This is a genomic window from Chryseobacterium gleum, assembly GCF_900636535.1.
Lineage (GTDB): Bacteria > Bacteroidota > Bacteroidia > Flavobacteriales > Weeksellaceae > Chryseobacterium > Chryseobacterium gleum.
The window spans coordinates 4,301,662-4,324,740 of sequence record NZ_LR134289.1 but is presented as its reverse complement, the minus strand read 5'-3'; the positions used below and the strand labels follow the sequence as shown (position 1 = coordinate 4,324,740).

Sequence of the window (23,079 nt, the reverse complement as noted above, 5' to 3'; positions counted from 1 at the left end):
AGCTTTTTTCATAACTTTACTTTTAAAATTCAGCTCTTGGCTAATCTCTATAAAAAAGACTCCCCTTTTCAGGTTTATATATCATTCAAAAAATATTTGGATGTTCTGGAGCATATCCGGTATAATGACAGACTGGAATACAGGGTGAACTATGCAGAGTCTTTGATTGAGAGTACAAAAAACTTTAAAGAGTTCAGGGAAGGTTTTCAGGACACAGCGCTCCTCGAAAAATATGAAGACCTCATCAGGCTTCTTCTTGCCGATCTTTTCCCGACCGGACTTACCAAAAATGAGATAAAAGCAGCCAGCATTCCTCTTTCCAATATTACCTTCAATTATACCGAAAGGTTTAAAGACATTCTGAAAGATGCAGGGAAAGACTTCGAAATAGAGCTGAGAAATATTTCAGATAATGAATTTTATGTGTTCTGCTGCTGCCTGATTCTTCAGAGCTATTTCAAAAAGGATATTAAAAGTACAATCCCGTTTTATTATGATATTCCCAACAAACAGGGAATCATGAAGCATTACAAGATTACTGTTAATTCAGATTTTACTGAAATTATCCCTACAGAAGACGCTAAGATTCCATCCGATGATATTCTGGACATGCTTCTGGAAAATCTGGACGATTTTAAACTGTGGAAAAAATACTTTCCTTCTCAATCCTGGATCTTAAAAGGATTTACGATTATTTCACTGGTAGACTGCACTTCTGAAGTGGCTCTTTCTGATTTGAAATCAAGCATGATCGAAATTGATCCCGAAGATTTGAATCCTAATGAAAATCTTACCGAAATCTTTAAATCCTATTTTGATGTTCCGGAACTAAGCTTTGGATTGATGACCTTCAACAAGAAGGAACAGAAGCTGGATAAACTTCCGATTTACGAGAGCCTTCTCACTAATCATATTCTCGATTTCTGGATCAATGCCTTTGATGAAGAAATCCGTAAGAGCACTTTTAATAACCTTAATCATAATTCAAAACCTGTTGTTGTTTCCAATGTCAACAATCTTGATGAAAGTGTTAAAAAACTGCCTTCTTTCAGTATTTTAAAGGATAATAATGTCAACAGTTTCATGGTAATACCTATCATGAAAGACGGTGAGCTTCTGGCCATCATGGAATTTACGTCTCCTATTGCCGGCAGCTTTAATGGCTTAAAACTTAAAAAACTTGAATTTTTCACCGATATGGTTCTTTTCTCCCTGAACAGATTCTATTTTGAGAAAAACTATCAGATAGAAGCCATTATACAGCGTGAATATACCACCATCCATGACAGTGTAGTGTGGAAGTTCAGAAATGAAGCTGAAAAATATTTTACGGCATCACTGGGAAAGAAGATATATACTTTAAAACAGATTTCATTTAAAAATCTGACTCCATTGTTTGGGGTTTCAGATATCCGCTCTTCATCAGAAAAACGTTTTAATCTGATGCTGCAGGACCTTAACCAGCAGATTGAATCACTGAACGAAATTTTAACGCTTACTAATTCAGATTCAGAAAAGTTTCTGCTGGCACTGGATGTTTTTGAAAATGAACTCAACAATGAAATAAAAGCTGATACGGAACAACGTTTTCAGAGATTGCTGAGGGAAGAAATTCATCCTTTTTTACAGGGGAAGCTGGAAATTAAAACCTCCAGAGCCATAAAGTCAAAGATCAAAGATTATTTTTCCCAGATCTTTTCATCAACTGAGCTGTTTTACAGCTATAGAAAAAAACTGGATGACTCTATTACGCTGGTTAACCGTAAGCTGGCAGATATGCTGGACGAAAGCCAGGTAAAAGCTCAGGAAATTTTCCCGCATTATTATGAAAGGTTCAAATCAGACGGTGTAGAGCATAATCTGTACATTGGCCCTACCATTGCGCCTGATCTTCACTATACTTCTAAAGTTGTTCATAAGCTGAGATATTGGCAGCTGAAAACCATCTGTAAAATGGAACTTGATTTCCAGTCTTTCAAAAAGGATCTTCCTATACAGCTGGATATTGCCTCTCTCATCTTTGTTTACAATGAAAAAATAGATATCCGCTTCAGAATGGATGAAAAGCGCTTTGATGTAGACGGAGCGTACAATTCTTATTATGAGATTATCAAGAAGCGTCTGGATAAAGCCCATATTAAAGATTCTTCGGAACGTATTACAGCGCCCGGAAAAATCACCATTGTCTATTTCGGAATGGAAAACCAGAAGGAATATCTCGACTACATTTCAAAACTTCAGAAAAAGGGGGTTTTACAACATGATGTAGAATTTTTGAGGGTTGAAGATCTTCAGGGAATTACAGGATTGCTGGCACTGAGGGTTTCTTTTACTCTTCCACAGGAATAAAAAATCCGGAACAAGAATTCCGGATGTATTTATATTTGATTTTCAAGAAAATTGATCTTGAATGCTATTAAAGACTTAGAAAAGCCACTCCAAAGGATAAAACAGAAATAATAATTCCTGCCATAAAAATTTTATAGGTAATAGATAAAAGTTTATACTTTCTGTTAAGAACTTTTCCAAGATAATATAAATCTTTCACCATAGAATCGTAGATGTAATCCCTGTCTTTGATCAGGTCTTTCATGGCGTTGTGATAGTCATCGAATAACATTTGCTGAAAGTTTCCGAAGAAAAGAAGATTCACTTTTCTGTTGACAATATCCTGAGAAGTAAATGTAGTTTTTGTCACATTCGGTTTTGTGGACAGAATTGCAAAGATAATGGTCAGTACACTTGACAACAGTAAAATAAAACTCGGAAGAATCAGGTGTGAATTTTTAGGAGCATCCAGCTTCGGAACCAACACGGAAAGACACACTGAAATAATAATGGCATTTACAGATAAAAGAATATTGGCTTTACTGTCTGCAATATCGCTCAATCTTGTATGGTTATTAAGTGTTACCCTGAATAAGGTATCTACACTTCTGTCTGATTTTTCTTTGTCTTTTTTACCTTCTGAGTTATCCTTTTTACTTTCCTTTTTTTCCTCCTCTTTTTCCAGTTTCTTTTCTATCTTTTTGATGTTTTTCTTTTTCAAAGGCTCCCAGTTTTCTTTGGCATAATCAGTATAAAAAGTATGCTTGTTTTTCAGCATATCAAGATTTCCCGCATTCCATTCTTCATTGGAAAAACATCTTACATTGGTCAGCTCCCATTCCTTTCTCAAAGCATCTGAAATATCAGTATAATCATGTCCTGCAAAATGACTAAAATCTGCATCTTTTACAATTTTTTCCAGTAAGTTCTGAGGTTCATAGTGTATTTTCGTAGCCAGAATCAGCTTTTCAACATCAGCAATATAACTTTCAGGATAATTTTCCTGCTGCAAAAAAGCCTTCATTACTTCCACACTTCGCTCCTCATGATTCAGAGCACACTCTATATACCCTGTATCATGAAACCATAGCGCAACGAGAACTTTCTCCTGATCTTCTTCAGAAACAGGGGTGTTCTTCATAATTTCTTCAGCCTTATTTACCGTATAGGCAGTATGGATAAAATTATGATAAAAATATACCGAAGATAACTTATCTTTGAATAAGATTTCAACATAATTTTTAGCTTTGTCTAGAATGTTCATTCCTGAAATTTTGTTAATGTAAATTTATGAATTTATCCTTTAAAACTCATCTTAAAAATACTTCTATTGTTCTGAGAACAGTAATGTCCGCAGGAGTCCTGTATTCCTGTGCTACATATAACGTACAAAAGGGCAAAAACTTATTTGAAGTAAAAGATTCCGAAATAAAATCAGAAAACGATTTTAAACTTTTTCTGATTGGAGATGCAGGAAATGCAGATGAACCTCAGGCACAAAAAACTCTGAATTTACTGAAAAGCAAACTGGATTCAGCAGATAGCAATTCCATGCTGATCTTTCTGGGAGACAATATCTATCCTAACGGAATGCCCAAAGAAACAGACAAAGATTATGCATTAGCAAAACAGAAGCTGGAAAACCAGTTAGCCATTACAAAAAACTTTAAGGGAAAAACATTAGTCATTCCTGGAAATCACGACTGGTATAACGGGCTGGAGGGTTTAAATGCTCAGGAAGGGCTGGTAAAAAAATATCTCGATGATAAAAAAGCTTTTCTACCGAAAAACGGCTGTCCTATTGATGACATCAACGTTTCTAAAGACATTAAGCTAATTGCCATCGATACAGAATGGGTGATCGCCAACTGGGATAATTATCCTGGAATCAACAAAAACTGTAATATCAAAACCCGCGAAGATTTTTTTACAGAGTTTAAGGACCTTATTATTAAAAATCAAGGTAAAAAAATAATTGTTGCCTTACATCATCCTATCATAAGCAGCGGAACTCATGCAGGTTTTACCTCTGCTAAATCTCACCTGTTTCCTTTAAATAGTAAAGTCCCTGTTCCTGTGGTTGCAAGTGTGATCAATATTTTAAGGAGCTCATCAGGAGCAAGTCCGGAAGATATTAACAATCAACATTATGCAGATCTCGCCAACCGGCTGAAAAGTATTGTACAGGATAAGGAAAATATTATTTTCGTATCAGGTCATGATCATAACCTTCAATATCATGAAGATGGAAACCTGAGGCAGATCATCAGTGGTGCTGGCTCTAAAACAGATCCATCCACTATTGTAGAAAAAACAGACTTCTCCTACGGAGGCAGTGGTTTTGCTGTTTTAAATTTCAGAAAAGACGAAAGCACAGATGTTGAGTATTTTTCAACCCGGGATGCCCGGCTTCAAAAACTGACACATGTTTCCGTGATTTCAAAACCGGATGTATTTGTGAATAACTTTCCCAATTCATTTCCGGCAACTTTCTCTTCCACTATTTATCCCGTACAGCTTACAGAAAAAAGAAAATTTTACAGATGGCTCTGGGGAGATCATTACAGAAAATATTATGGAATCCCGATTGAAGCTCCAACCGCTAATCTTTCAGAACTGAACGGAGGATATATTCCTTTCAGAGAAGGAGGAGGAAACCAATCAAACAGTTTACGTCTGAAGTCTGCAGACGGACAGGAGTTTGTTATGCGCGGTGTGAAAAAAAGTGCGATCCGTTTCCTTAACAACATGGCTTTCCAGAAAAGTACATTAGGAGAAGAGCTTGCCGATACATTTCCTGAAAAATTCCTGCTGGATTTTTACACAACCAATCATCCGTTTACCCCTTTTACGATTGGAAACATGTCGGAAAAGCTTGGCATTTTCCACAGTAATCCAAAACTGTATTACATTCCTAAGCAGCAAGCTTTGGGAAGGTATAATGAAAACTACGGGGATGAGATGTACATGATCGAAGAACGTTTTTCTTCCGATCCGAAAACACTGGCTTATCTGGACAATGCAAAAGATATTGTCTCTACAGATGATGTATTAAAAAACCTCAGCAAAAGCAATAAATATTCTGTAGATAGAGAATCTTATATCAGAGCAAGATTATTTGATATGCTTATCGGTGACTGGGACAGACATTCAGACCAATGGAAATGGGCAGAATATGAAGAAGGCGATAAAGTAATCTATAAGCCTATTCCGAAAGACAGGGACCAGGCCTTCAGTAAATATGACGGTGCCGCATTTAAACTTATTATGAATGTTCCTGCCATCCGCCATATGAAAACCTTTACAGAAGATATCAGCAGTGTGAAATGGCTTGCCATGGAACCTTACCCAATGGATCTTGTTTTCTTGAAAGGAGCAGATCAGGGTGAATGGGAAGCTCAGGCAAAATACATACAGGAGCATCTTACCGATGCAGATATTGATGACGCATTCCATAATCTTCCGAAAGAAGTACAGGACGATACCATTGCGGAAATTCAGAGAAAGCTGAAAATAAGAAAAACAAAGCTTCAGACCTATGCAGCTCAGTATTATGATGTACTGCAGAAAAAAGTACCTCTGGCAGGAACTGTAAATCCTGATAAGTTTGTCATTACGAAAAACGGACATTCTGTACTTGTGCAGCAATATAAGCTGGGTAAGAATAAAGATAAGAATGAGCTGGTTTTTGAAAAGACTTATCATGATTCGAAAACAAAAGAATTGTGGATCTATGGACTGGAGGATGATGACATCTATGAAGTAACGGGAACAGGAAATCCAAAGATGAATATCAGGCTGATCGGCGGATATAATCATGACACCTATACTGTGGGTGATGGAAGAAAAGTGAAGATTTATGATTTTAAATCTCAGAAAAACACCTATAATGCCAGTAATGCAACCAAGAATATTACGGATGATTATGACATTAACAGCTATAATTATAAACATCCTAAATATAATTCTGTAGCAGGATATCCAAATCTGGATTACAACCCAGATGACGGTGTTATTGTAGGCGTTCTGGCTAATTATACGGTAAACAATTTTATCCGCGATCCTTTTACTCAAAGACATAGCTTAAAAGCTAATTTTTACACCGCCACAGCAGGATTCAGCCTTACGTATAAAGGTGTATTTAAAAAAGCCATCTCAGGTTGGGATATCAATCTTGATGCATTTTATACGACTCCAAGATTTTCTCAGAACTTCTTCGGACTTTCCAATGAAAGTGATTATGATAAAGAAAATACCGAAAGGGAATACAACAGAGCCAGAATTTCCAAATTCAACTTTTCTCCTTCCATCTCACAGAAAAGCTGGATGAATCTCAGCCATCAGTTTCAATTGACTTTTGAAGATAATAAAGTACAGAGAAAAGCTGACCGCTTCATCAATCAGTCTCCGGATGTAAGACCTGGTGTATTTAATAGCCAGCAGTTTGTGGGAGCCAATTATACATTTGGCTATAAAAATGCTGATAACGCAGCCTTCCCTACTCTTGGGCTGGAATTTATGCTTAATGCAGACTGGAAAGCAACCCTTTCTGATTTTAATAAAAACTTTGTGACTCTAAAAGGAAGACTTGCCATTGATCACAGAATTGATAAAAAAGGAAAATTTGTATTTGCCAACGCCAGCAATGTTATGTGGATAAATAATAATAACTTTGAGTTCTACCAGGCTGCTGCTATCGGCGGCAACAACGGAATGAGAGCTTTCAGAAATGAAAGATTCTCAGGAAGGTCCTATTTTACAAATAATTCTGAGATCCGATGGGACTTTGGAAGAATAAGAAATAATATTGCTCCGGCAAACATGGGGATTCTTATCGGATATGATGTCGGACGGGTTTGGAATGATAATGAAAATTCCAGAAAATGGCATCAGTCAGCCGGTGCCGGGGTATGGCTGAGTATTGTAGAAATGATGTCTGCAAGGTTAAATTATTTCTATGGTTCAGATGGCGGAAGACTATCTGCAGGGATAGGAATGAAGTTTTAAACAGATTCGTCTGTAAAGAAATTATTCCAAACTTACTTTTGGATTAAAATTTAAATTAATATAAAGTACTGTTTAATAAGATTTTAAAGTATAATTTAAAATAAATATTAAAAAAATCCAATTTAAATAAAATTTAATATTTCAAATTTTCAACTCACATTTTTTAATGATAAAATAAATATGGCTTTTAAATAAAAGCCATATTTTCAGCTATATAAGTCAAAAACACACATAGTTTAATATGATTATCAATTATTTAAAAATTTGACATTTTAAAAACATTTTATATTTGCCGCAACAAAAAAATCAGCAAATGATGAAAAAGAAGCTATTGTATATGGTATTATTTATCATATTCGTAAACTTAAATGCACAGATAGGGATTAAAACATCAACACCTCAAAATACACTGCATGTCAACGGTTCCCTTCAGGTTGTTAAAGATCTTAATGTAGGAGGAGATGACAGAACAAAAGGAAATTCCGGAAACAAAGGTGAGGTCTTAATGTCAAACGGAGCAGGTAATGCACCGGTTTGGAAGACCATTGAATCTGAAAACTTTCTGAAGGTAGTATTTGTTGGAAACAAGACTGATATCAGTCCGGCAAGTGGTAGCTATACGGGAACACATTCTACTCCGGTAAGTACTCACGAAAGTTATTCACAGACGTATGTTTTTAATGTAAGTAATAAAATTGATACAGCTTATTTAACATATAATTCAACCACTGGACTTTTCACAGTAGTAAAGCCCGGGTTCTATAATATTGTGCCTTATGCAACCTATGATCTTAATTTAAATCCATCCGGACAGACGGCAGGTACAGCCAATTCTTATATACAAAAGGTTTCTCCGGCACTTACAACACTTGCAGGCATATCTACCGGTCATGGTGAGCGTACGACAGGATTGAATCATAATCTTTCATCCATTAACTTTTTTAATGCAGGCGAGACCTTCAGAATACGCTGCCGGTATACTCAGGATTTCAGATTATCAAGTGGTAATATTCATATTTCTTACCTTACTCCCTAGTCTATAAAACGTCAATCACTTTAATACTTTCATATATTTAAAAGCCCCGCAGATTTTCTCTTCGGGGTTTTATTTATTTTTTATAAAGAAAAAGTATACACATTTCCCCCTTCATCTTTCACTTTCTCATCTGCAATCATTAATGTTTTATCATCTAGGAAAACAACAGCTTCTTTCTGGGAATTATGATTCAATGGAATTTTCTGAATCTTGGCTGAATTAAAATCATCAGCTGTAAATCCTGTAAGAACATGAACATTTTTATGGGTCATCAATACAATTTTATCTTTAGTACTGTTGATAGTGGCAGATGTAATGGCTGCATCATTATAACCTCCCTGAAGTTTCAATGTTCCTACCAGCTTTGCTTCAAAATCGCCAGCTTTATTAGGCACCTGGAATACAAGGAAAGTTCCGTCGAAGCCTTTGCTTCTGTTTTTAGTAAACAGGTAGAAATTTCCATTCATCTCAACAAAAGCTTCACAGTCATAAAGCAGATATGATTTTTTCGGAGGAAATTCCGTCTGTCCCTGATAATGAAATTTTGTTGTCTGAACAACTTTGGTAACAGTTTGTCGACTGTCTTTTAAATCTGTTTTTAAGATTGCCAGATCCTGTCTGTTATTATCATTATTTCCAAAGTCTCCAATATAAATATTTCCTTCAGGGTCAGAAATGATATCTTCCCAGTCTGTATTTTCTGCATTTTCTACCGGAATTTTTGCCTGCATATCTCCCTGATCACTCAAGCCGTATATTGCATTTTTATTTCCTCTGTCTTCAATTACCCAGATCGTTTTCTTATCTTTTGACAAAGTAATTCCGGAAACCTCCTTCAACTTTTTAGGTAAGGAGAACTGTATTTTTAGTTTATCTTCTTTAGCAGAGGAATTCTGAGCTTTTGGATTACAGCTCATTAAAAGCAATGCAGGTAACATAAGAAAACGTAACATATTATTTTTATTTTTTGTAATTGAATGTAAGAAGCATTAATTGTTCCAATCGGGAATTATGAAAGTTTTTTCGCTTTTTCCCAAAGAACATCCATTTCTTCCAGAGACAGATCTGCAAGTTTCAGATCCTGTTCCTCTGCAAGTCCTTCCATCTTTTGAAACCTTGAAATAAACTTAAGATTGGTTCTTTCTAAAGCCGAATCCGGATTGATTCCTGAAATCCTGGCATAATTAATCAAAGAGAAAAAAACATCACCAAGTTCCTGTTCTTTTTTATCCAGATCTGTCTCAGCATGAAACTCCTGAATCTCCTCATCTACCTTTTTCCAGGCATCTTCTGCATCATGAAACTCAAAACCGATTCCTTTTACCTTATCCTGGATTCTGTAAGCCTTTACCAGACTTGGCAGACTTTTCGGAACACCTCCTAAAATAGACTTATTCCCTTCTTTCAGTTTTAATTTTTCCCAGTTCTGCTTCACTTCTTCTTCATCTTTTACTTCAGTATCTCCGTAGATATGGGGATGGCGGAAGATCAATTTTTCATTCAAAGAATTGATAACATCTGCAATATCAAAACTTTCTTTTTCAGAACCGATTTTAGCATAGAAAACAAGATGAAGCAGGACATCGCCCAGTTCTTTCTTTATCTCCTGTAAATCGTTCTGCAAAATAGCATCTGAAAGTTCATAGGTCTCTTCAAGGGTAAGATGACGAAGGGATTCTAACGTCTGCTTCTGATCCCACGGACATTTTTCACGCAAATCGTCCATAATATCCAGTAATCTTCCGAATGCTTCTAGTTTCTCCTGTTTCGTATTCATAAATAATGGGAAATTCAATCTTATACAAATGTAAGGGTTATTCGGGCATCATTACAAACGTTGGAAGTAAAAGTTACGGAGTGCAGAATTTAGGATAAATTAGGCGGTAAACCTAACAGGTTTCGAAAACCTGTTAGGTTTGAAAATATTAGCATGCAATTATCTTTTGTCTGAAAAAACGAAAAAACCTTGTCCGGAAATTCCAGACAAGGTTTTATATTTTTAATTCAGAATGAATTATCCTTGTTTTCTGTGTGTGCTCTTCGGAGCTGATTTTGCAGCTGAAGTCGCTTTTACTTTTGGAGCAGCTGGCTTTTCAGTTTTTGGAGCCGCTTTCTTAGCTTCTTTTTCAATGCTTACTTCTTCTGTTGCAGGCTCACCTTCTAAAGTTTCAGGTTCTGCTTTTACAAAGCTTTCAGGAGTAATATATCCAGCTTTTTGAAGGATGTTGTACCACTGAGCTAATTTCTTGATGTCAGAAGAATATACTCTTTCTGTATCATAGTTAGGAAGAGACGCCAGCATGAAATCTTTCAGTTCTGCCTCAGAAGATTTGTGAGAAATTGTTTCCTTATAATCATTGTTCTTAGCAATATTTTCAAATACTTCAAACAAAGGAACTTCTTTCTCGAATGTAAACATGGCAATATTGTCCAGTAAACTTACCTGGCTTGAGTTTCCAATGCTTACTTTTTTCTTTGAGGTAACATCTTCAATAATGAATCCGTTTCTTAATTGAGAAACTAATTTGAAAAGTCCTGGTTTTCCAGAAATTGAAATTATTTTTTCTAACAGCATAATTTTATTTTTTGTAAATTCTGCAATCAGCACTAGCTTTTTGCTTTTTATTATTCTTTTTAATCCTTGTTTAAATTATTTTGGAAATCTCATTTTGTAACCGATGCTTACATCACCCTGAGAGATTTTTGTCAGCTTACCTTTCACCAGTTTCTTCTTCAGAGCACTCAGGTGGTCAGTAAACAGAATCCCTTCAATATGGTCATATTCATGCTGAATTACGCGGGCTCTAATATCGGAAAAAGTTTCTGTATGTTTCACAAAATTTTCGTCATAATATTCAATAACGATTGTGCCTTTTCTTTTCACATCTTCTCTTACATCCGGAATAGAAAGACAGCCCTCATTGAACTTCCATTCTTCACCTGATTCTTCAAGAATCTGAGCATTGATGAAAACTTTTTTAAACTCTGCCAGCTCATCCTTAATATCTTCATAATCCTCATCTTCTGCAAGAGGTGTCACATCTATTACAAACAGACGGATATCCAAACCAATCTGTGGCGCAGCAAGACCTATGCCATTTGCACTGTACATGGTTTCGAACATATTATCTATCAGTTCCTGTAATCCGGGATAATCTTTGTCTATATCTTTTCCTACTTTTCTCAAAACAGGATCCCCAAAAGCTCTTATCGGTAAAATCATCTTAATCTTTGTTCTAAAAAATTCTGCAATATGATAGTTGCGCTTACTTTATCTATTAATCCTTTTTCCTGCCTCTTCTTCTTATTCTTTCCACTTTGGGAAATAAAAAATGAAGCCATTTTTGAGGTAAATCTTTCATCAAAGCGGTGAACTGCAATATCCGAAAATTCTTTTTTAAATTCTTCAATGAATTTTAAAATATCGGTTTCCACTTCTGAAATATTTCCTTTCAAATCTATGGGAAGCCCAATGACTACCTCATCAACCTTGTTTTCACTGAAATATTTTTTCAAAAATTCCATCAAAGAACGGTTCTCTACAGTCTCCAGTCCGCTGGCTATAATCTGCATGTCATCTGTTGCAGCGATGCCACAACGAGCCTTTCCGTAGTCTATTGCAAGGATTTGTCCCATAAGTCTGCAAATTTAGTAAAATTTACTGATTTTATTCATAACGCAGTTTTTTTATGTAAATCATGTTTTATTCCATTATTTTTTTTATAATTTTAATCTTCCAAAAAACAATTATATGAAGAAACTCATCCTCGTAAGACATGCGAAAAGCGACTGGCCGGAGGAAACGGAGGACTTTGACAGACCTTTGGCAGACAAGGGTCTGGAGGATGCTATGCACATGTCCAGATTTCTGAAAAGCAATAATATTTCCATTGACTATTTTGTGTCCAGCCCTGCGGTACGCGCACTGAATACCTGTAAGATTTTTAATCAGACCTATCAGCTAGATTGTTCTACTGATGAAAAACTATATAACCCATCGGAAAGAAGCTTTGAATCTGTAATTTATGACCTGGATGACAATCTGAATTCCGTTGCGCTCTTCTCTCACAATAACGGAATTTCCAATTTTGCCAATTCCATTTCTGAGGATATTTTCCATTTTCCCACCTGCGGAGTTGCCGGTTTTGAAGTAGACTGCCAATCGTGGTCAGAATTTGACGGAGCCAAAAAGAAACTTCTGTTCTTTTATGAGCCCGGGAAAATATAACTTTACTTTTCTGTTTTTTTATGCTGTCCTATCCGTTCTTCTTTTCTCCTGCCAGAAACAGAAGAGAACTTATTTTGAATCTATTGCACTGAATGATATAAAGCTTTCTGCGTCCCCAAAACCCGGAAGCTGGCGGTATAATCATGATGAACATTTTCAGACATTTGAAGATTTTAAGAAATCAAAAAAGATAAAGCCCACACGTGGAAAAAATACGATTTACCTTCAACCCATCGGAACATTTGATGATCTGCAGAAAAAAGAAATAGCCCTTACAAAAGAATATTTAAAAATATATTTCCAGCTGGAAACAAAGATACTTCCTGTTTTACCTAACAGCATTTTCCCTAAAAAGGTTAAAAGAATTTCAAAAGAAGGGCAGGAACAAATATGGGCGGGTTATGTATTGGATAGTTTTTTAATCAAAAGAAAACCCAAAGATGCAGTAGTGTTCATGGGAATTACAGAAAGAGACCTTTACCCGATACCTGAATGGAACTATGTTTTTGGATTAGCATCCTATGAAAACGGCGTTGGAGTTACTTCAATATACAGATTTGCAAATGGACATTTAACAGATTCTAATTTTAATGAAAGTCTGTTAAGGCTTATGAAGATCAGTTCTCATGAAATCGGACATATGTTTGGAATCACTCACTGTCTCAATGCCAATTGTGTAATGAACGGAACCAATACTCTTTCCGAAACTGATTTTCATTATGCAAGAGCCTGCTCACTCTGCCAGAGAAAACTCAACTCCAGCATTCCTTATAACAACAAAAAGAGATTGCTTGAATTAAAAGGGTTCTTTGAAAAGCATCATCTTAATTCAGAGCTCTCTCTTGCTGAAAAGGATATCAACCTACTACCCTGAAAGTTATTCTCTACTCCTTTTTATTAGATATCTCTTTCAGATACCGATTATAGTTCATATAAGGTTCATTAATTCTGTTATTGGGTTTTAAATAAAGTATTCCCTCTTTATTATCCAAAATTACATTAAACTGACTGAGAATCTGATTTCCGAATAAAGTTGGTCGGCCTGTCGGTTTTAAAGGATCTGCAGCATTTGTTACAATATCTTTAAATTCTCTTCCTGCCATAAAAGCATTGAGCCGAATTAGTTTTCTTTCATTCACCATTTGCAGTTCTTTCAGATTTTTCCAGTTTTCCCCTTGGCTTGTAAAATCATCCCCAATAAGCATCGTTCCTTCTCTTCCTGTATCAAAAAGAAACCAAAAAGAATATTTTTTATTGTCCTGAGTAAAATCAACTTTGAATTTTGGACGGTTTTGTTCATAGAATACTTCCTGCTTCTTAAACTCTTTAGCTTTAGCAGGTAATTGATTATGAATGACCATCATTTTCCTATCGTAATCGATCTCAATAATTTTATCCCTGAAAAAGCCATTCCCTACAATCAAGTCTTCATCCTGTTTCATATTTCCCACTTCAGTAAGAGGAACATCTCTCCAAACCGCATCTCCAATTTGTAATTTGTTTCCAGAACTTTTACGAGCTTCATTTACCCCTTGTGTATTACTTATTGTTGTTTTATCTGTAAAAGAAAGTTGAAGTTTCTCTGAAGAAAGTTTATTAACACATGATGTTCCAGCTCCCAGATCAAATTGTATATTTACTTCTTCTTTTTCATTCAGAAGTCCTTTAAAATAAATTCTGGACCCTGTTATTGTAAAGGGGATTTCCAGAGGAGAAGGTTTATTTTCATTTTGTTTAAGAGAGATAAAGGAAGGATCTTCTTTAGCCATAATACGAACGAAGCAACTGTCTTTCTCATTAAGCAGCACTATTAAATCATAGCTTTTCCCATACTGAGTATTAAAACTTTGTTTTCCCTGATCTGTAATCAGTACTATCTTGCTTTTTTTATAGGGCAAATTGGTATAATAGATATCAGGTTTTATTCTGGGATCCAGTTTCCAATTTACTTTAACATGGGTTCCATCATAAATAATACTCTTATCACTTGTTGCCCTTATAACAGGAATCCGCTTTTGTGCAGATATCACTTCCAAGCATCCTGTTGAAAAGAAAAGAAGTATAAAAGTGATTGTAAAAAATTTGTTTTCCATAGCTATAATAGTTAATTCACAACCAACACAACACATTCATTTACAAAACAATAAATCCATATTATTTTACATTTAAAGTTATAAAATAATATGGATTTATTTATTCTTCCTTAAAAAAGTTTATTTTCTCTTCAGATCCAGATCATCAAAATCAAAACTAAAGTCTGTTACATCTGAAATTGCCTTCAATCTTGCAGACTCTGCCTTTCCGTTTTCATCATAACTGAAAATAATATAAGCATCAGCATCATAGCTTCTGTCATCCCACTTTATAATGAATGAATTATTGGAGTAAGGAAGCAGCTCTCCTTTTAATCTTGGAGAATTCTTGCACGAAATTCTGTAGGTATCTCCCTGTTGTGCAATTTCTACATCACCAAACCATACATCATTGTATGTTCCTGTAAACTGTTCTGCTTTGGGCTGCAGTCCTTTTTCTTTTTTAAATGCTTCAGATTTAGCATAAGCATCTTTCTTTTGTTTATTGAATTCAGCCTCCATTTTAGACATTCTTTCTCCATAGGTTTTCAGCCAGTTTCTGTCTGCTACGCCAAGATAAGAATCTTTTACCGTATTCGTAATGGTATTGAAAGCTGCTCCAGATTGCTGGTTCGTCAATACTACAATTCCCAGTTTCATATCCGGAATTAAAGTAAACTGGGTAACCGTTCCGATTAATCCTCCCGTATGCTGTACCTGCTTGTGCCCTTTAACGTCACTTAAGAACCACCCTAAACCATATCCGTAGAAACTGGTATCATAAGGATTTTTTGCCGCTACTCTGTCCGGAATCTGTAAACTCCACAATTGTTGAGCATTCTTATCTGAAACCAGTTTTTTTCCATCTTTAGTAGTGAAATTATTTAGAAGGCATTCAGCCCATGTAGTCATGTCTTTAATGTTACTCATAATTCCTCCTGCAGCATTGGCGGTTTCGTTCCAGTCATGAGGAACAGCTATTGCTTTTCCTTCTACAGGTGCGTGCGCATCAATTTTATTCGCTACAGATTTTGCTCTGTTGTAGCTTCCAAAACTTGAGGTCATTCCTACAGGTTTCATAATTCTTTGCTCAATAAATTCAGCCCAGCTTAATCCGGAGATCCTGTGAATCACTTCTCCAGCCACAATGAACATGATGTTATTATAATCCAGTTTCGTTCTGAAAGGATTTTCGGGTTTCAGATATCTCACATTGTGAACGATATCGTTAACCGTTAAATTTCCTCCTTCCGGAAAGAACATAAGATCTCCCTGGCCAAGTCCTAATCCTGCTCTGTGGGTAATAAGATCTTTGATCGTTACATTTTGAGAAACGTAGGGATCATACATTTGAAACTCAGGAATATATTTTGAAACTTTATCGTCCCAGTTCAACTTTCCTTCATCTGCCAGGATTGCTAATGCCGTACACGTAAAACCTTTTGAGTTGGAAGCAATTCCTACCAACGTATTATCATCCATTGGCTGTTTGCTGGTAAGAGAACGCACACCAAACCCTTTGGAATAGATCACTTTACCGTCTTTTACAATTCCCACCGACATTCCCGGTACATCAAAAGTTTTCAGGGTATTCTGGATCAGTTCGTCCAGCTTTTTTTCTTCTACCTGCGCATTGACCAATCCTACAGTTAAAAGAAAAATGAAAAAAGAAAGTTTCTGTTTCATTGTTTATTTTAATTTTCCCAAATTTACTAAATAATAAGCGATGCTAATTTTAGCCGCGTTAAAACTTTACAATAAATCAGTTGTATTCATGAAAAAGCCTATTTGTATCTGTATTTTCTCCCTTTTTGCTGCCACCACAATTAAAGCTCAGGACAAAACAGCCAATCCATTGCTGTTACAAACCTGGAATTTGAATAAAATGGACACCTATATTTATACTTATGAAAAACAGGATGGTTTTGAGGCCAGAAGAGAAGGAATCAGATTTCAGAAAAACGGAAAGATCACAGGAAATCTGATCAAATCTACCTTAAAATATGATGCTCTGGAAGAACCTGTGACTAAAAACGAAAAGGCAGACCGCTACATCGGAAGCTGGAAAAAAGCTTCAGATTCTACAGTGACCATTGTATTTCCTTCCAATACCAATATGACAGGCACTTTTGTTATTACAAAACTTACGGAGAATCAGCTGAAACTAAAAAAGGTTTTCAGTGCGGATATAGAAAAGAAAATGGATTCTATCCGAAAAACAAAAAATATTACAGATTAAGAGCCCGACTCAGTTTATGAAGCTTCTTTATATTTGCAATCTTAAAAATAGTAAAATGACACTAAACAGATTATTGGCTTTCTTCTTACTGATGATAAGCTGTAATTTATATTTTTCCCAGGACGTATCCATTAAAGATGATAAAGTTTTACTGGATGGGAAACAGATTCTGAAAGCAGAAAAGATCAATGTAGCCCAGTATTCCTTTTTCTCTATGAAAGATGATGAAGAAGTTCTTCTTTACCGGTATATGGATAATGAAACGCCAAGGTATGTAAATGATGATTATTTTATCCTGAATTTTCTTACTGAAAAAACAAAAGTAGAATCGACGGATATGACCAAAATATCCAATTTTATGAATTCGAAAAAAGGAATGGAAAAACTGGTAAAATGGTTACTGAAAGAAAGAGTGATCAATCACGACGGGGAACTTAATCCTGAGCGTGTAGCCATATTCAAAGATAAATATCACGAAAATATTACTGAAAGAACCTTTAGATAATGACCAAAATCCTTCTCCTCTCCGACTCTCACTCCTATATTGATCACAGGATCCTGGAATATGCTTCTCAGGCCGATGAAATCTGGCATTGTGGAGATTTCGGAAGTCTGGATGTGATTGAACAGCTTGAAAAAATAAAACCTCTGAAGGGAGTTTACGGAAATATTGATAATTCCAAAATTCAGGCAGAGTTTCCCGAGGTTAACCGTTTCTTTTGTGAAAAACTGGAAGTTCTGATGATTCATATCGGAGGATATCCCGGGAAATACTCACCTCTTGCGAAGAAAGAAATTGCAGAACAGCCCCCGAAGTTATTTATTTCAGGACATTCTCATATTCTGAAAGCAATGTACGATGAGAAAAACAAGCTTCTTCACCTCAATCCCGGTGCGTGTGGAAAACAGGGCTGGCATAAAGTAAGAACAATGATGCGCTTTGTAGTAGATGGTGAAGAGATCAGGGATCTGGAAGTTATTGAATTGGGGCCGAGGGTGTGATAAAGCACGTAAAAGTTGGAGTGTTTGAGAGTTTGAGAGTAAAGGAGTTTGTTTTCTATATCTTTTACTTTCTACCTTTGTACAATAATTGACTCAGAGGAGACTTGAAAATATGAAAATCGGCGATAAGGTTTCGGTAGTAGACGAAGATTTAAGCGGAATAGTAACTTCCGTGAAGGGAAATATTGTCGTTTTTAAAGATGAATATGGCTTTACCCATCAGTATCCCAAAGAAAAGCTGGTTCCGAAAGATGCTGATCTGTATGAAAATATAAGAATTTTAAGGAAAGCAGAACCCAAAAAAATTATTTCTAAGAAACATCAGAAAAATCATTTGGTTCTGGACCTGCATTTTCATAATTTGGTAAAGAATCCCAATGACTATGACAGCTTTGAAAGACTGTTTATTCAAAAGGAAAAACTGATTGAAGTACTGGAGTTTTGCAGGAAAAATAACCTGAAGAGGCTGGAAATTGTTCATGGTATTGGTGATGGTACTTTACAGCGGATGGTTCGGGATGTACTGGAAAGCCAGGTCAATATTGATTTTTATAATAAGGAAATACTTCACCATCAATCAGGTGCGGTAATGGTAGAATTTCACTAAATTTGCAGGAATTGAAATATGAACGTACTTAATTTACTTTTTACCAAAGACGGATTAATCTGCCAGATTGTTAAAAACAAAAACATCCTGGAGGAAAAGTCTTATTTCGTTACTGAAGAGACACCAGCCAATCTTATTGAACAGAAGCTGGACGAAGTTCTTATCAAGCAGCGCTATGAAGAAATCCATGTGATTTCAGCATTTAATCACTTTACCCTGATGCCGGAAGGTTTTTCCGAGCATGATGCAGGATTTGATCTGATTGCCTTCAATGCTCCGGCTGACAGAGAGAAGGAGGAACTGATGCTCTCCATCAACAAAAAATTCAATATTCAGTTTTATTATACTTTCCCGAAAAGCTATTATAAAAAAATAAAGGAACTTGCCGTGCCTGCCCATTTTAATTTCTCAGGTGAAAAGTTTTTAAGCTCAATCAATAATAAAACCAGTAAAGAAATTCACATCAACCTCTATCATAATCAGTGTGAATTTTTTGCGATTGACAATAAGAAAATTATTCTTTATAATAATCTGGATGTCAATTCAGAAGTAGATTTTCTTTACTTCATTATGTTTACATTAAGCAAAATCGGTTTCGGAATTAATGAAACCAGCTTTTATGCTTATGGAGAAACTACGGAAAATGAAACATTTATTTCTGAACTTCAGAAGTTTGTTAAAAACCTGAAAATTGTTTTTGACAACATTCCCAACAAGAATTTTATACTTAATTAGGTTGCAGGCAAAAGGTAATAGAAATTAAAACACATTCACCTGCCACCTATAATCTACCACCTAACCTCTAACAAAAATATGTTCAGAATAATATCAGGCAAATGGAAAGCCAAAAAAATTGCCGCTCCCAAGAACTTTGAAGTAAGACCTACCACCGATTTTGCGAAAGAGGCTTTATTCAGCATTCTGGAAAACAAATACGATATGCAGTCGATCTCCGTGCTTGATCTTTTTGCCGGAATTGGCTCTATTACCCTGGAATTTGCTTCCAGAGGAGGTCAGAATATAACTTCTGTGGAAATGAATCCAAAGCATACGGCATTCATCAACGCTACTGCTTCCGAGCTTGATATGGCACTCCAGATCAATGTACAGAGAGGAGATGTTTTTGACTGGCTTAAAAAATTCAGAAATAAAAAGTCATTTGAGATTGTTTTCTCTGATGCGCCTTTCGAAATGGAAGAGAAAAAATATCACGAGCTTATCTCTCTGGTCTTAAACAATAAATACCTGAAAGAAAATGGAGTTCTGATTGTAGAGCACCAAAGCCGTATGAAATTCGATCACCCTAATTTAATAGACACCCGAAAATACGGAAACGTAAGTTTCAGTTTTTTTGAACCGAATAAAGAAGATAATCAGGAACTCTAATTCCTGATTATTTTTTTTGAGATAACCGGAGCTTCTTCACCCCATTTTGTAATGGCTTCCAGAACAGGCAATAAGGTTCTTCCGAAGTCTGTTAATTCATATTCCACCACTAAAGGAGGTTTCTCTGTAAAAACTTTTCGGTCAACAATTCCATCTTCTTCCAGTTGCTTTAGCTGTAGGCTGAGGGTTCTTTCTGTAATGGTAGGAATTGACTTTCTTAATTCATTATATCGCTTAGCGCCATCAATCAAATGGTGTAAAATTACTGCTTTCCATTTGCCTCCTATAAATTTCATCGTAACACTGGTACAGCACGGGTAGGATTTATTATCTATGGTATACATTTTTATACTATCATTTTTTACCGTTATTGCAAAGTTAGGAAACTTAAATTAATTTTGTAACTATAAAAATGATAGTATAAAATTATGAACTTTTTAGAGCAAATGAAAAACAGGTATACTGTAAAAAAGTATAACCCACAGGGAAAAGTTACTGAACAGCAGGTTGCAGAGCTTAAACAAATTTTAAACCTCAGTCCGTCTTCTATCAACAGCCAGCCATGGAATTTTATATTTGTAAATGATCCGGAGCTGAAGCAGCAATTAGGGGACAAATCTTATTTTAATAAGGAAAAAGTATTGGAAAGCAACTACATCATTGTTTTCCAGGTGATCAAAGATATAGAGAACTTTGAAAAACAAATAGAAGAAAATCTTCCGGAAGGTGCTGTTAATTATTACCGGACGATGGTAAAACCTAAAGGTGAAGAGGCTGTAAAATCCTGGCTGCGTCATCAGGTGTATTTGTCATTGGGAGTACTTTTATCTGCCTGTGCTGCCATGGGTATAGATTCCACTCCAATGGAAGGAATTGAACCTGATGGATATGATGCCGTGCTGAATAATGAAAAATATGAAACCTTATTCGCAGTAGCGATCGGGGAAAGAGACGAGACAGATGCCAATCAGCCTAAATTCAATCCAAAAAAAAGACTGAATGCTGAGAAAGTAATTGTGGAAGCATAATTAAAACACAAGTTTCACAAATTATTTCCCCCATGACACTAAGAAAAAAGTCTGCTTCGATGTGAGGCAGACTTTTTATTTATAATACTTTCAATTCTAAATCAATTGTTTTCCCGAAGAACTTTTTAGAGATCTTTTCAAAATTCTTGGTAAGATCTGAAAGATAGAAATGATAATTCGGTTTGGGATTGTTCTCGTTTAAAAGATGGTACTTATCCATGATAATCTTCAGATGATTGGCAACAATATTTGGAGAGTCTATTACCCGTACCCTGTTTCCGTAATACTGCTTGATTTCATCTATTAAAAGAGGATAATGGGTACAGCCCAGAATCAACGTTTCAATATTTTTAAGCTTACTGTTGCTTAAATAATTGTAAATAATAGCATGGGTAATCGGATGGTTTTTAAAACCTTCTTCAATGGCAGGTACCAGCAATGGTGTTGCCAACTCGTCCACTTTGATCCATTTATTATGCTTGCGGATACTCTTTTTATACAGTCCTGAATTTACAGTCGCTTTAGTTGCAATAACTCCAACATTATTGTGGATTTCGTAAGATACTTTTTCAGCTACAGGATTGATAACGTCTATTACAGGCACTCTTCCTGCAACAGACTGCATTACTTCATTCAAAGCATTAGCGGTTGCCGTATTACAGGCAATTACAATTGCTTTGCAGTTCTGTTCCAGCAGAAAATTGGTAATCTTTGTAGAATATTCAATGATGGCTTCCCTGGATTTTTCTCCGTAAGGAAGGTGCTTTGTATCTCCAAAGTAAATCAGATCTTCATTAGGAAGAAGTCTTTTGATTTCTTTGGCAACGGTAAGACCTCCTACTCCACTGTCGAAAATTCCGATAGGCTGGCTTGGTGAAAGATGTGAATAATCTTGTTTTTTCGTTTTCAAATGAGTTGAAATTTTATACAAAAATAGTGAATTTTATGGCATACTGTATACATGCAGACATTATACAATAAACAAATCTGAAGCAATTCCATCTGCCATAAACCAATGCTTCTCCGGAATTTTCAAATGATCATTTTCAATGATTAAAATACCTTCTTGCATTTTTGGTTTGATTTCCGTTTGAAAATGTTCCAGAAGTCTATCCGAAAATTTGGTTTTCAGACTTTCAATATCTACTCCCCAAATGGTACGCAGGCCGATCATGATCATTTCATTAAACTGATCTTCCATAGAAAGAATTTCTTCTTCCTTAGCCAGTAATTTATCATTAAGCTTCTTAATATACTGCTGATTGTTGGCAACATTCCAGCTTCTGACATCAAATCCGTTGTAGGAATGTGCCGAAGGGCCTATTCCCAGATATTCTTGATACTTCCAGTATGAGGAATTGTGCCGAGAATAGAAACCGGGTTTTGCAAAATTGGAAACTTCGTAATGTTCAAAACCATGATCTTTTAAAAAGTCTGATAAATAATAGAATTCTTTATTTTGTTCTTCTTCTTTAGGACTTTTTACCTTTCCTTTTGCAATCCAGTTTTCCAAAGCAGTTTTAGGCTCTACGGTCAAAGCATACGACGAAATATGAGGAACTTCTAAAGCGATAGTTTTGTTAAGGTTTTCTTTCCAGATCTCAAGATTGGAAGTGGGCGAACCATAGATCAGATCAATACTAAGGTTTTCAAAGCCGAAATCCTGGGCGCGCTTGATAGAGCTTTCGGCCTCTGACGCATTGTGAGCTCTGTTCATTAATTTTAAATCCTCTTCAAAAAAACTTTGTGTACCGATGGAAAGCCTGTTTACGGGTGTTCCCGCAAGCTGTTTTAAAAAGTTTTTATCCAGATCATCAGGATTGGCTTCCAGTGTAATTTCTATATCTTTTTCAAAGCTGAAATAACGTAATGTTTCATCTATTAAAGAACTGATTTCATCCACAGAAAGAATAGAAGGGGTTCCGCCTCCGAAATAAAGGGATTTCAGATTTTTGTTTTGCAATTCATCTTTTCTCAGCAATATTTCAGTTTTCATGGCACGAAGCATTTCATCCTTAAAATTCAGGGATGTTGAAAAATGAAAGTTACAATAACTGCATTTTTGCTTACAGAACGGAATGTGAATGTATATCATAAAAAAAGCTCTGAAATTTTTCAGAGCTCAAATTTATTTAAATTAAATTGA

General features: G+C 35.7%; 23 protein-coding genes. 12 read left to right on the top strand and 11 right to left on the bottom strand.

The features are described 5' to 3' along the window. Nucleotides 1–36: 36 nt before the first annotated feature. Nucleotides 37–2,349 (top strand): GAF domain-containing protein, encoded by a 2,313-nt coding sequence (locus tag EL165_RS19665; protein WP_002983564.1) that lies wholly within the window; start codon nucleotides 37–39, stop codon nucleotides 2,347–2,349. A gap of 67 nt (nucleotides 2,350–2,416) precedes the next feature. On the opposite strand, the gene EL165_RS19660 is transcribed toward EL165_RS19665, so the two are convergent. Further along, nucleotides 2,417–3,592 (bottom strand): Pycsar system effector family protein, encoded by a 1,176-nt coding sequence (locus tag EL165_RS19660; RefSeq protein ID WP_002983566.1) that lies wholly within the window; start codon nucleotides 3,590–3,592, stop codon nucleotides 2,417–2,419. A 26-nt stretch (nucleotides 3,593–3,618) separates the two neighbouring features. Between EL165_RS19660 and EL165_RS19655 the strand changes: the two genes are divergently transcribed. Both EL165_RS19655 and EL165_RS19650 read left to right on the top strand, forming a co-directional pair. Further along, complete coding sequence (locus EL165_RS19655) at nucleotides 3,619–7,335, top strand: metallophosphoesterase (protein ID WP_002983567.1); 3,717 nt, start codon at nucleotides 3,619–3,621, stop codon at nucleotides 7,333–7,335. A gap of 313 nt (nucleotides 7,336–7,648) precedes the next feature. Next, nucleotides 7,649–8,371 (top strand): hypothetical protein, encoded by a 723-nt coding sequence (locus tag EL165_RS19650; RefSeq protein WP_126358678.1) that lies wholly within the window; start codon nucleotides 7,649–7,651, stop codon nucleotides 8,369–8,371. A gap of 80 nt (nucleotides 8,372–8,451) precedes the next feature. Here the strand turns inward: EL165_RS19650 and EL165_RS19645 are convergent, their stop codons facing one another. From EL165_RS19645 to ruvX, 5 genes are all read right to left on the bottom strand, one after another. Then, entirely contained in the window at nucleotides 8,452–9,324 is an 873-nt protein-coding gene (locus EL165_RS19645) for an SdiA-regulated/phytase-like domain-containing protein (protein ID WP_002983571.1), read from the bottom strand. Between the two features lie 56 nt (nucleotides 9,325–9,380). After that, nucleotides 9,381–10,148: a nucleoside triphosphate pyrophosphohydrolase gene (gene mazG / locus EL165_RS19640; RefSeq protein WP_002983573.1), complete on the bottom strand. Its 768-nt coding sequence runs from the start codon at nucleotides 10,146–10,148 to the stop codon at nucleotides 9,381–9,383. 237 nt (nucleotides 10,149–10,385) lie between these two features. Next, complete coding sequence (locus EL165_RS19635; protein WP_041462097.1) at nucleotides 10,386–10,946, bottom strand: DUF5606 family protein; 561 nt, start codon at nucleotides 10,944–10,946, stop codon at nucleotides 10,386–10,388. A gap of 75 nt (nucleotides 10,947–11,021) precedes the next feature. Then, entirely contained in the window at nucleotides 11,022–11,594 is a 573-nt protein-coding gene (gene def / locus EL165_RS19630; protein ID WP_002983577.1) for a peptide deformylase, read from the bottom strand. Beyond that, nucleotides 11,591–12,007 carry a Holliday junction resolvase RuvX gene (ruvX, locus tag EL165_RS19625; protein WP_002983579.1) on the bottom strand — a complete coding sequence of 139 codons (417 nt, stop codon included), beginning with the start codon at nucleotides 12,005–12,007 and terminating at the stop codon, nucleotides 11,591–11,593. The genes def and ruvX overlap by 4 nt, the downstream gene beginning before the upstream one ends. 115 nt (nucleotides 12,008–12,122) lie before the next feature. Here ruvX and EL165_RS19620 point away from each other — a divergent pair, with 115 nt between their 5' ends. Together EL165_RS19620 and EL165_RS19615 are read left to right on the top strand one after the other, a co-directional pair. Continuing rightward, a complete protein-coding gene (locus tag EL165_RS19620) occupies nucleotides 12,123–12,599 on the top strand; it encodes a SixA phosphatase family protein (protein WP_002983581.1) in 477 nt (158 codons plus the stop codon). Next, on the top strand, nucleotides 12,580–13,473 hold the full coding sequence (locus tag EL165_RS19615) for an archaemetzincin (protein WP_002983583.1): 894 nt from the start codon (nucleotides 12,580–12,582) through the stop codon (nucleotides 13,471–13,473). The genes EL165_RS19620 and EL165_RS19615 overlap by 20 nt, the downstream gene beginning before the upstream one ends. A gap of 10 nt (nucleotides 13,474–13,483) precedes the next feature. On the opposite strand, the gene EL165_RS19610 is transcribed toward EL165_RS19615, so the two are convergent. Both EL165_RS19610 and EL165_RS19605 read right to left on the bottom strand, forming a co-directional pair. Continuing rightward, nucleotides 13,484–14,692, bottom strand: a complete 1,209-nt coding sequence (locus tag EL165_RS19610; RefSeq protein ID WP_164720341.1) for a retropepsin-like aspartic protease — start codon at nucleotides 14,690–14,692, stop codon at nucleotides 13,484–13,486. 120 nt (nucleotides 14,693–14,812) lie between these two features. Then, complete coding sequence (locus EL165_RS19605) at nucleotides 14,813–16,357, bottom strand: serine hydrolase (protein WP_002983585.1); 1,545 nt, start codon at nucleotides 16,355–16,357, stop codon at nucleotides 14,813–14,815. 88 nt (nucleotides 16,358–16,445) lie between these two features. Between EL165_RS19605 and EL165_RS19600 the strand changes: the two genes are divergently transcribed. The 6 genes from EL165_RS19600 (at nucleotide 16,446) to EL165_RS19575 (ending at nucleotide 19,905) form a co-directional block, all read left to right on the top strand. Beyond that, nucleotides 16,446–16,910: a hypothetical protein gene (locus EL165_RS19600; RefSeq protein WP_041462073.1), complete on the top strand. Its 465-nt coding sequence runs from the start codon at nucleotides 16,446–16,448 to the stop codon at nucleotides 16,908–16,910. A 55-nt stretch (nucleotides 16,911–16,965) separates the two neighbouring features. Beyond that, entirely contained in the window at nucleotides 16,966–17,415 is a 450-nt protein-coding gene (locus EL165_RS19595) for a hypothetical protein (protein WP_041462074.1), read from the top strand. Beyond that, the gene (locus EL165_RS19590) at nucleotides 17,415–17,912 is read left to right on the top strand and encodes a metallophosphoesterase family protein (RefSeq protein WP_002983590.1); all 498 of its coding nucleotides are present in this window, start codon (nucleotides 17,415–17,417) and stop codon (nucleotides 17,910–17,912) included. The genes EL165_RS19595 and EL165_RS19590 overlap by 1 nt, the downstream gene beginning before the upstream one ends. 112 nt (nucleotides 17,913–18,024) lie before the next feature. Further along, on the top strand, nucleotides 18,025–18,519 hold the full coding sequence (locus tag EL165_RS19585) for a Smr/MutS family protein (RefSeq protein ID WP_002983593.1): 495 nt from the start codon (nucleotides 18,025–18,027) through the stop codon (nucleotides 18,517–18,519). 18 nt (nucleotides 18,520–18,537) lie between these two features. After that, nucleotides 18,538–19,254: a DUF3822 family protein gene (locus EL165_RS19580; protein WP_002983594.1), complete on the top strand. Its 717-nt coding sequence runs from the start codon at nucleotides 18,538–18,540 to the stop codon at nucleotides 19,252–19,254. A 78-nt stretch (nucleotides 19,255–19,332) separates the two neighbouring features. Beyond that, a complete protein-coding gene (locus EL165_RS19575) occupies nucleotides 19,333–19,905 on the top strand; it encodes an RsmD family RNA methyltransferase (protein WP_002983596.1) in 573 nt (190 codons plus the stop codon). On the opposite strand, the gene EL165_RS19570 is transcribed toward EL165_RS19575, so the two are convergent. After that, nucleotides 19,902–20,249, bottom strand: a complete 348-nt coding sequence (locus EL165_RS19570; RefSeq protein WP_041462075.1) for a winged helix-turn-helix transcriptional regulator — start codon at nucleotides 20,247–20,249, stop codon at nucleotides 19,902–19,904. The two genes, EL165_RS19575 and EL165_RS19570, sit on opposite strands and share 4 nt — an antisense overlap. 84 nt (nucleotides 20,250–20,333) lie before the next feature. On the opposite strand from EL165_RS19570, the gene EL165_RS19565 reads away from it, so the two are divergent. Further along, nucleotides 20,334–20,933, top strand: coding sequence for a nitroreductase family protein (locus EL165_RS19565; protein WP_002983599.1), 600 nt, complete (start codon nucleotides 20,334–20,336; stop codon nucleotides 20,931–20,933). 79 nt (nucleotides 20,934–21,012) lie between these two features. Here EL165_RS19565 and murI read toward each other — a convergent pair whose 3' ends face one another. After that, the gene (gene murI / locus EL165_RS19560) at nucleotides 21,013–21,843 is read right to left on the bottom strand and encodes a glutamate racemase (RefSeq protein ID WP_002983601.1); all 831 of its coding nucleotides are present in this window, start codon (nucleotides 21,841–21,843) and stop codon (nucleotides 21,013–21,015) included. 60 nt (nucleotides 21,844–21,903) lie between these two features. Continuing rightward, nucleotides 21,904–23,028, bottom strand: coding sequence for a radical SAM family heme chaperone HemW (gene hemW / locus EL165_RS19555; RefSeq protein ID WP_002983602.1), 1,125 nt, complete (start codon nucleotides 23,026–23,028; stop codon nucleotides 21,904–21,906). Nucleotides 23,029–23,079 lie beyond the last annotated feature (51 nt).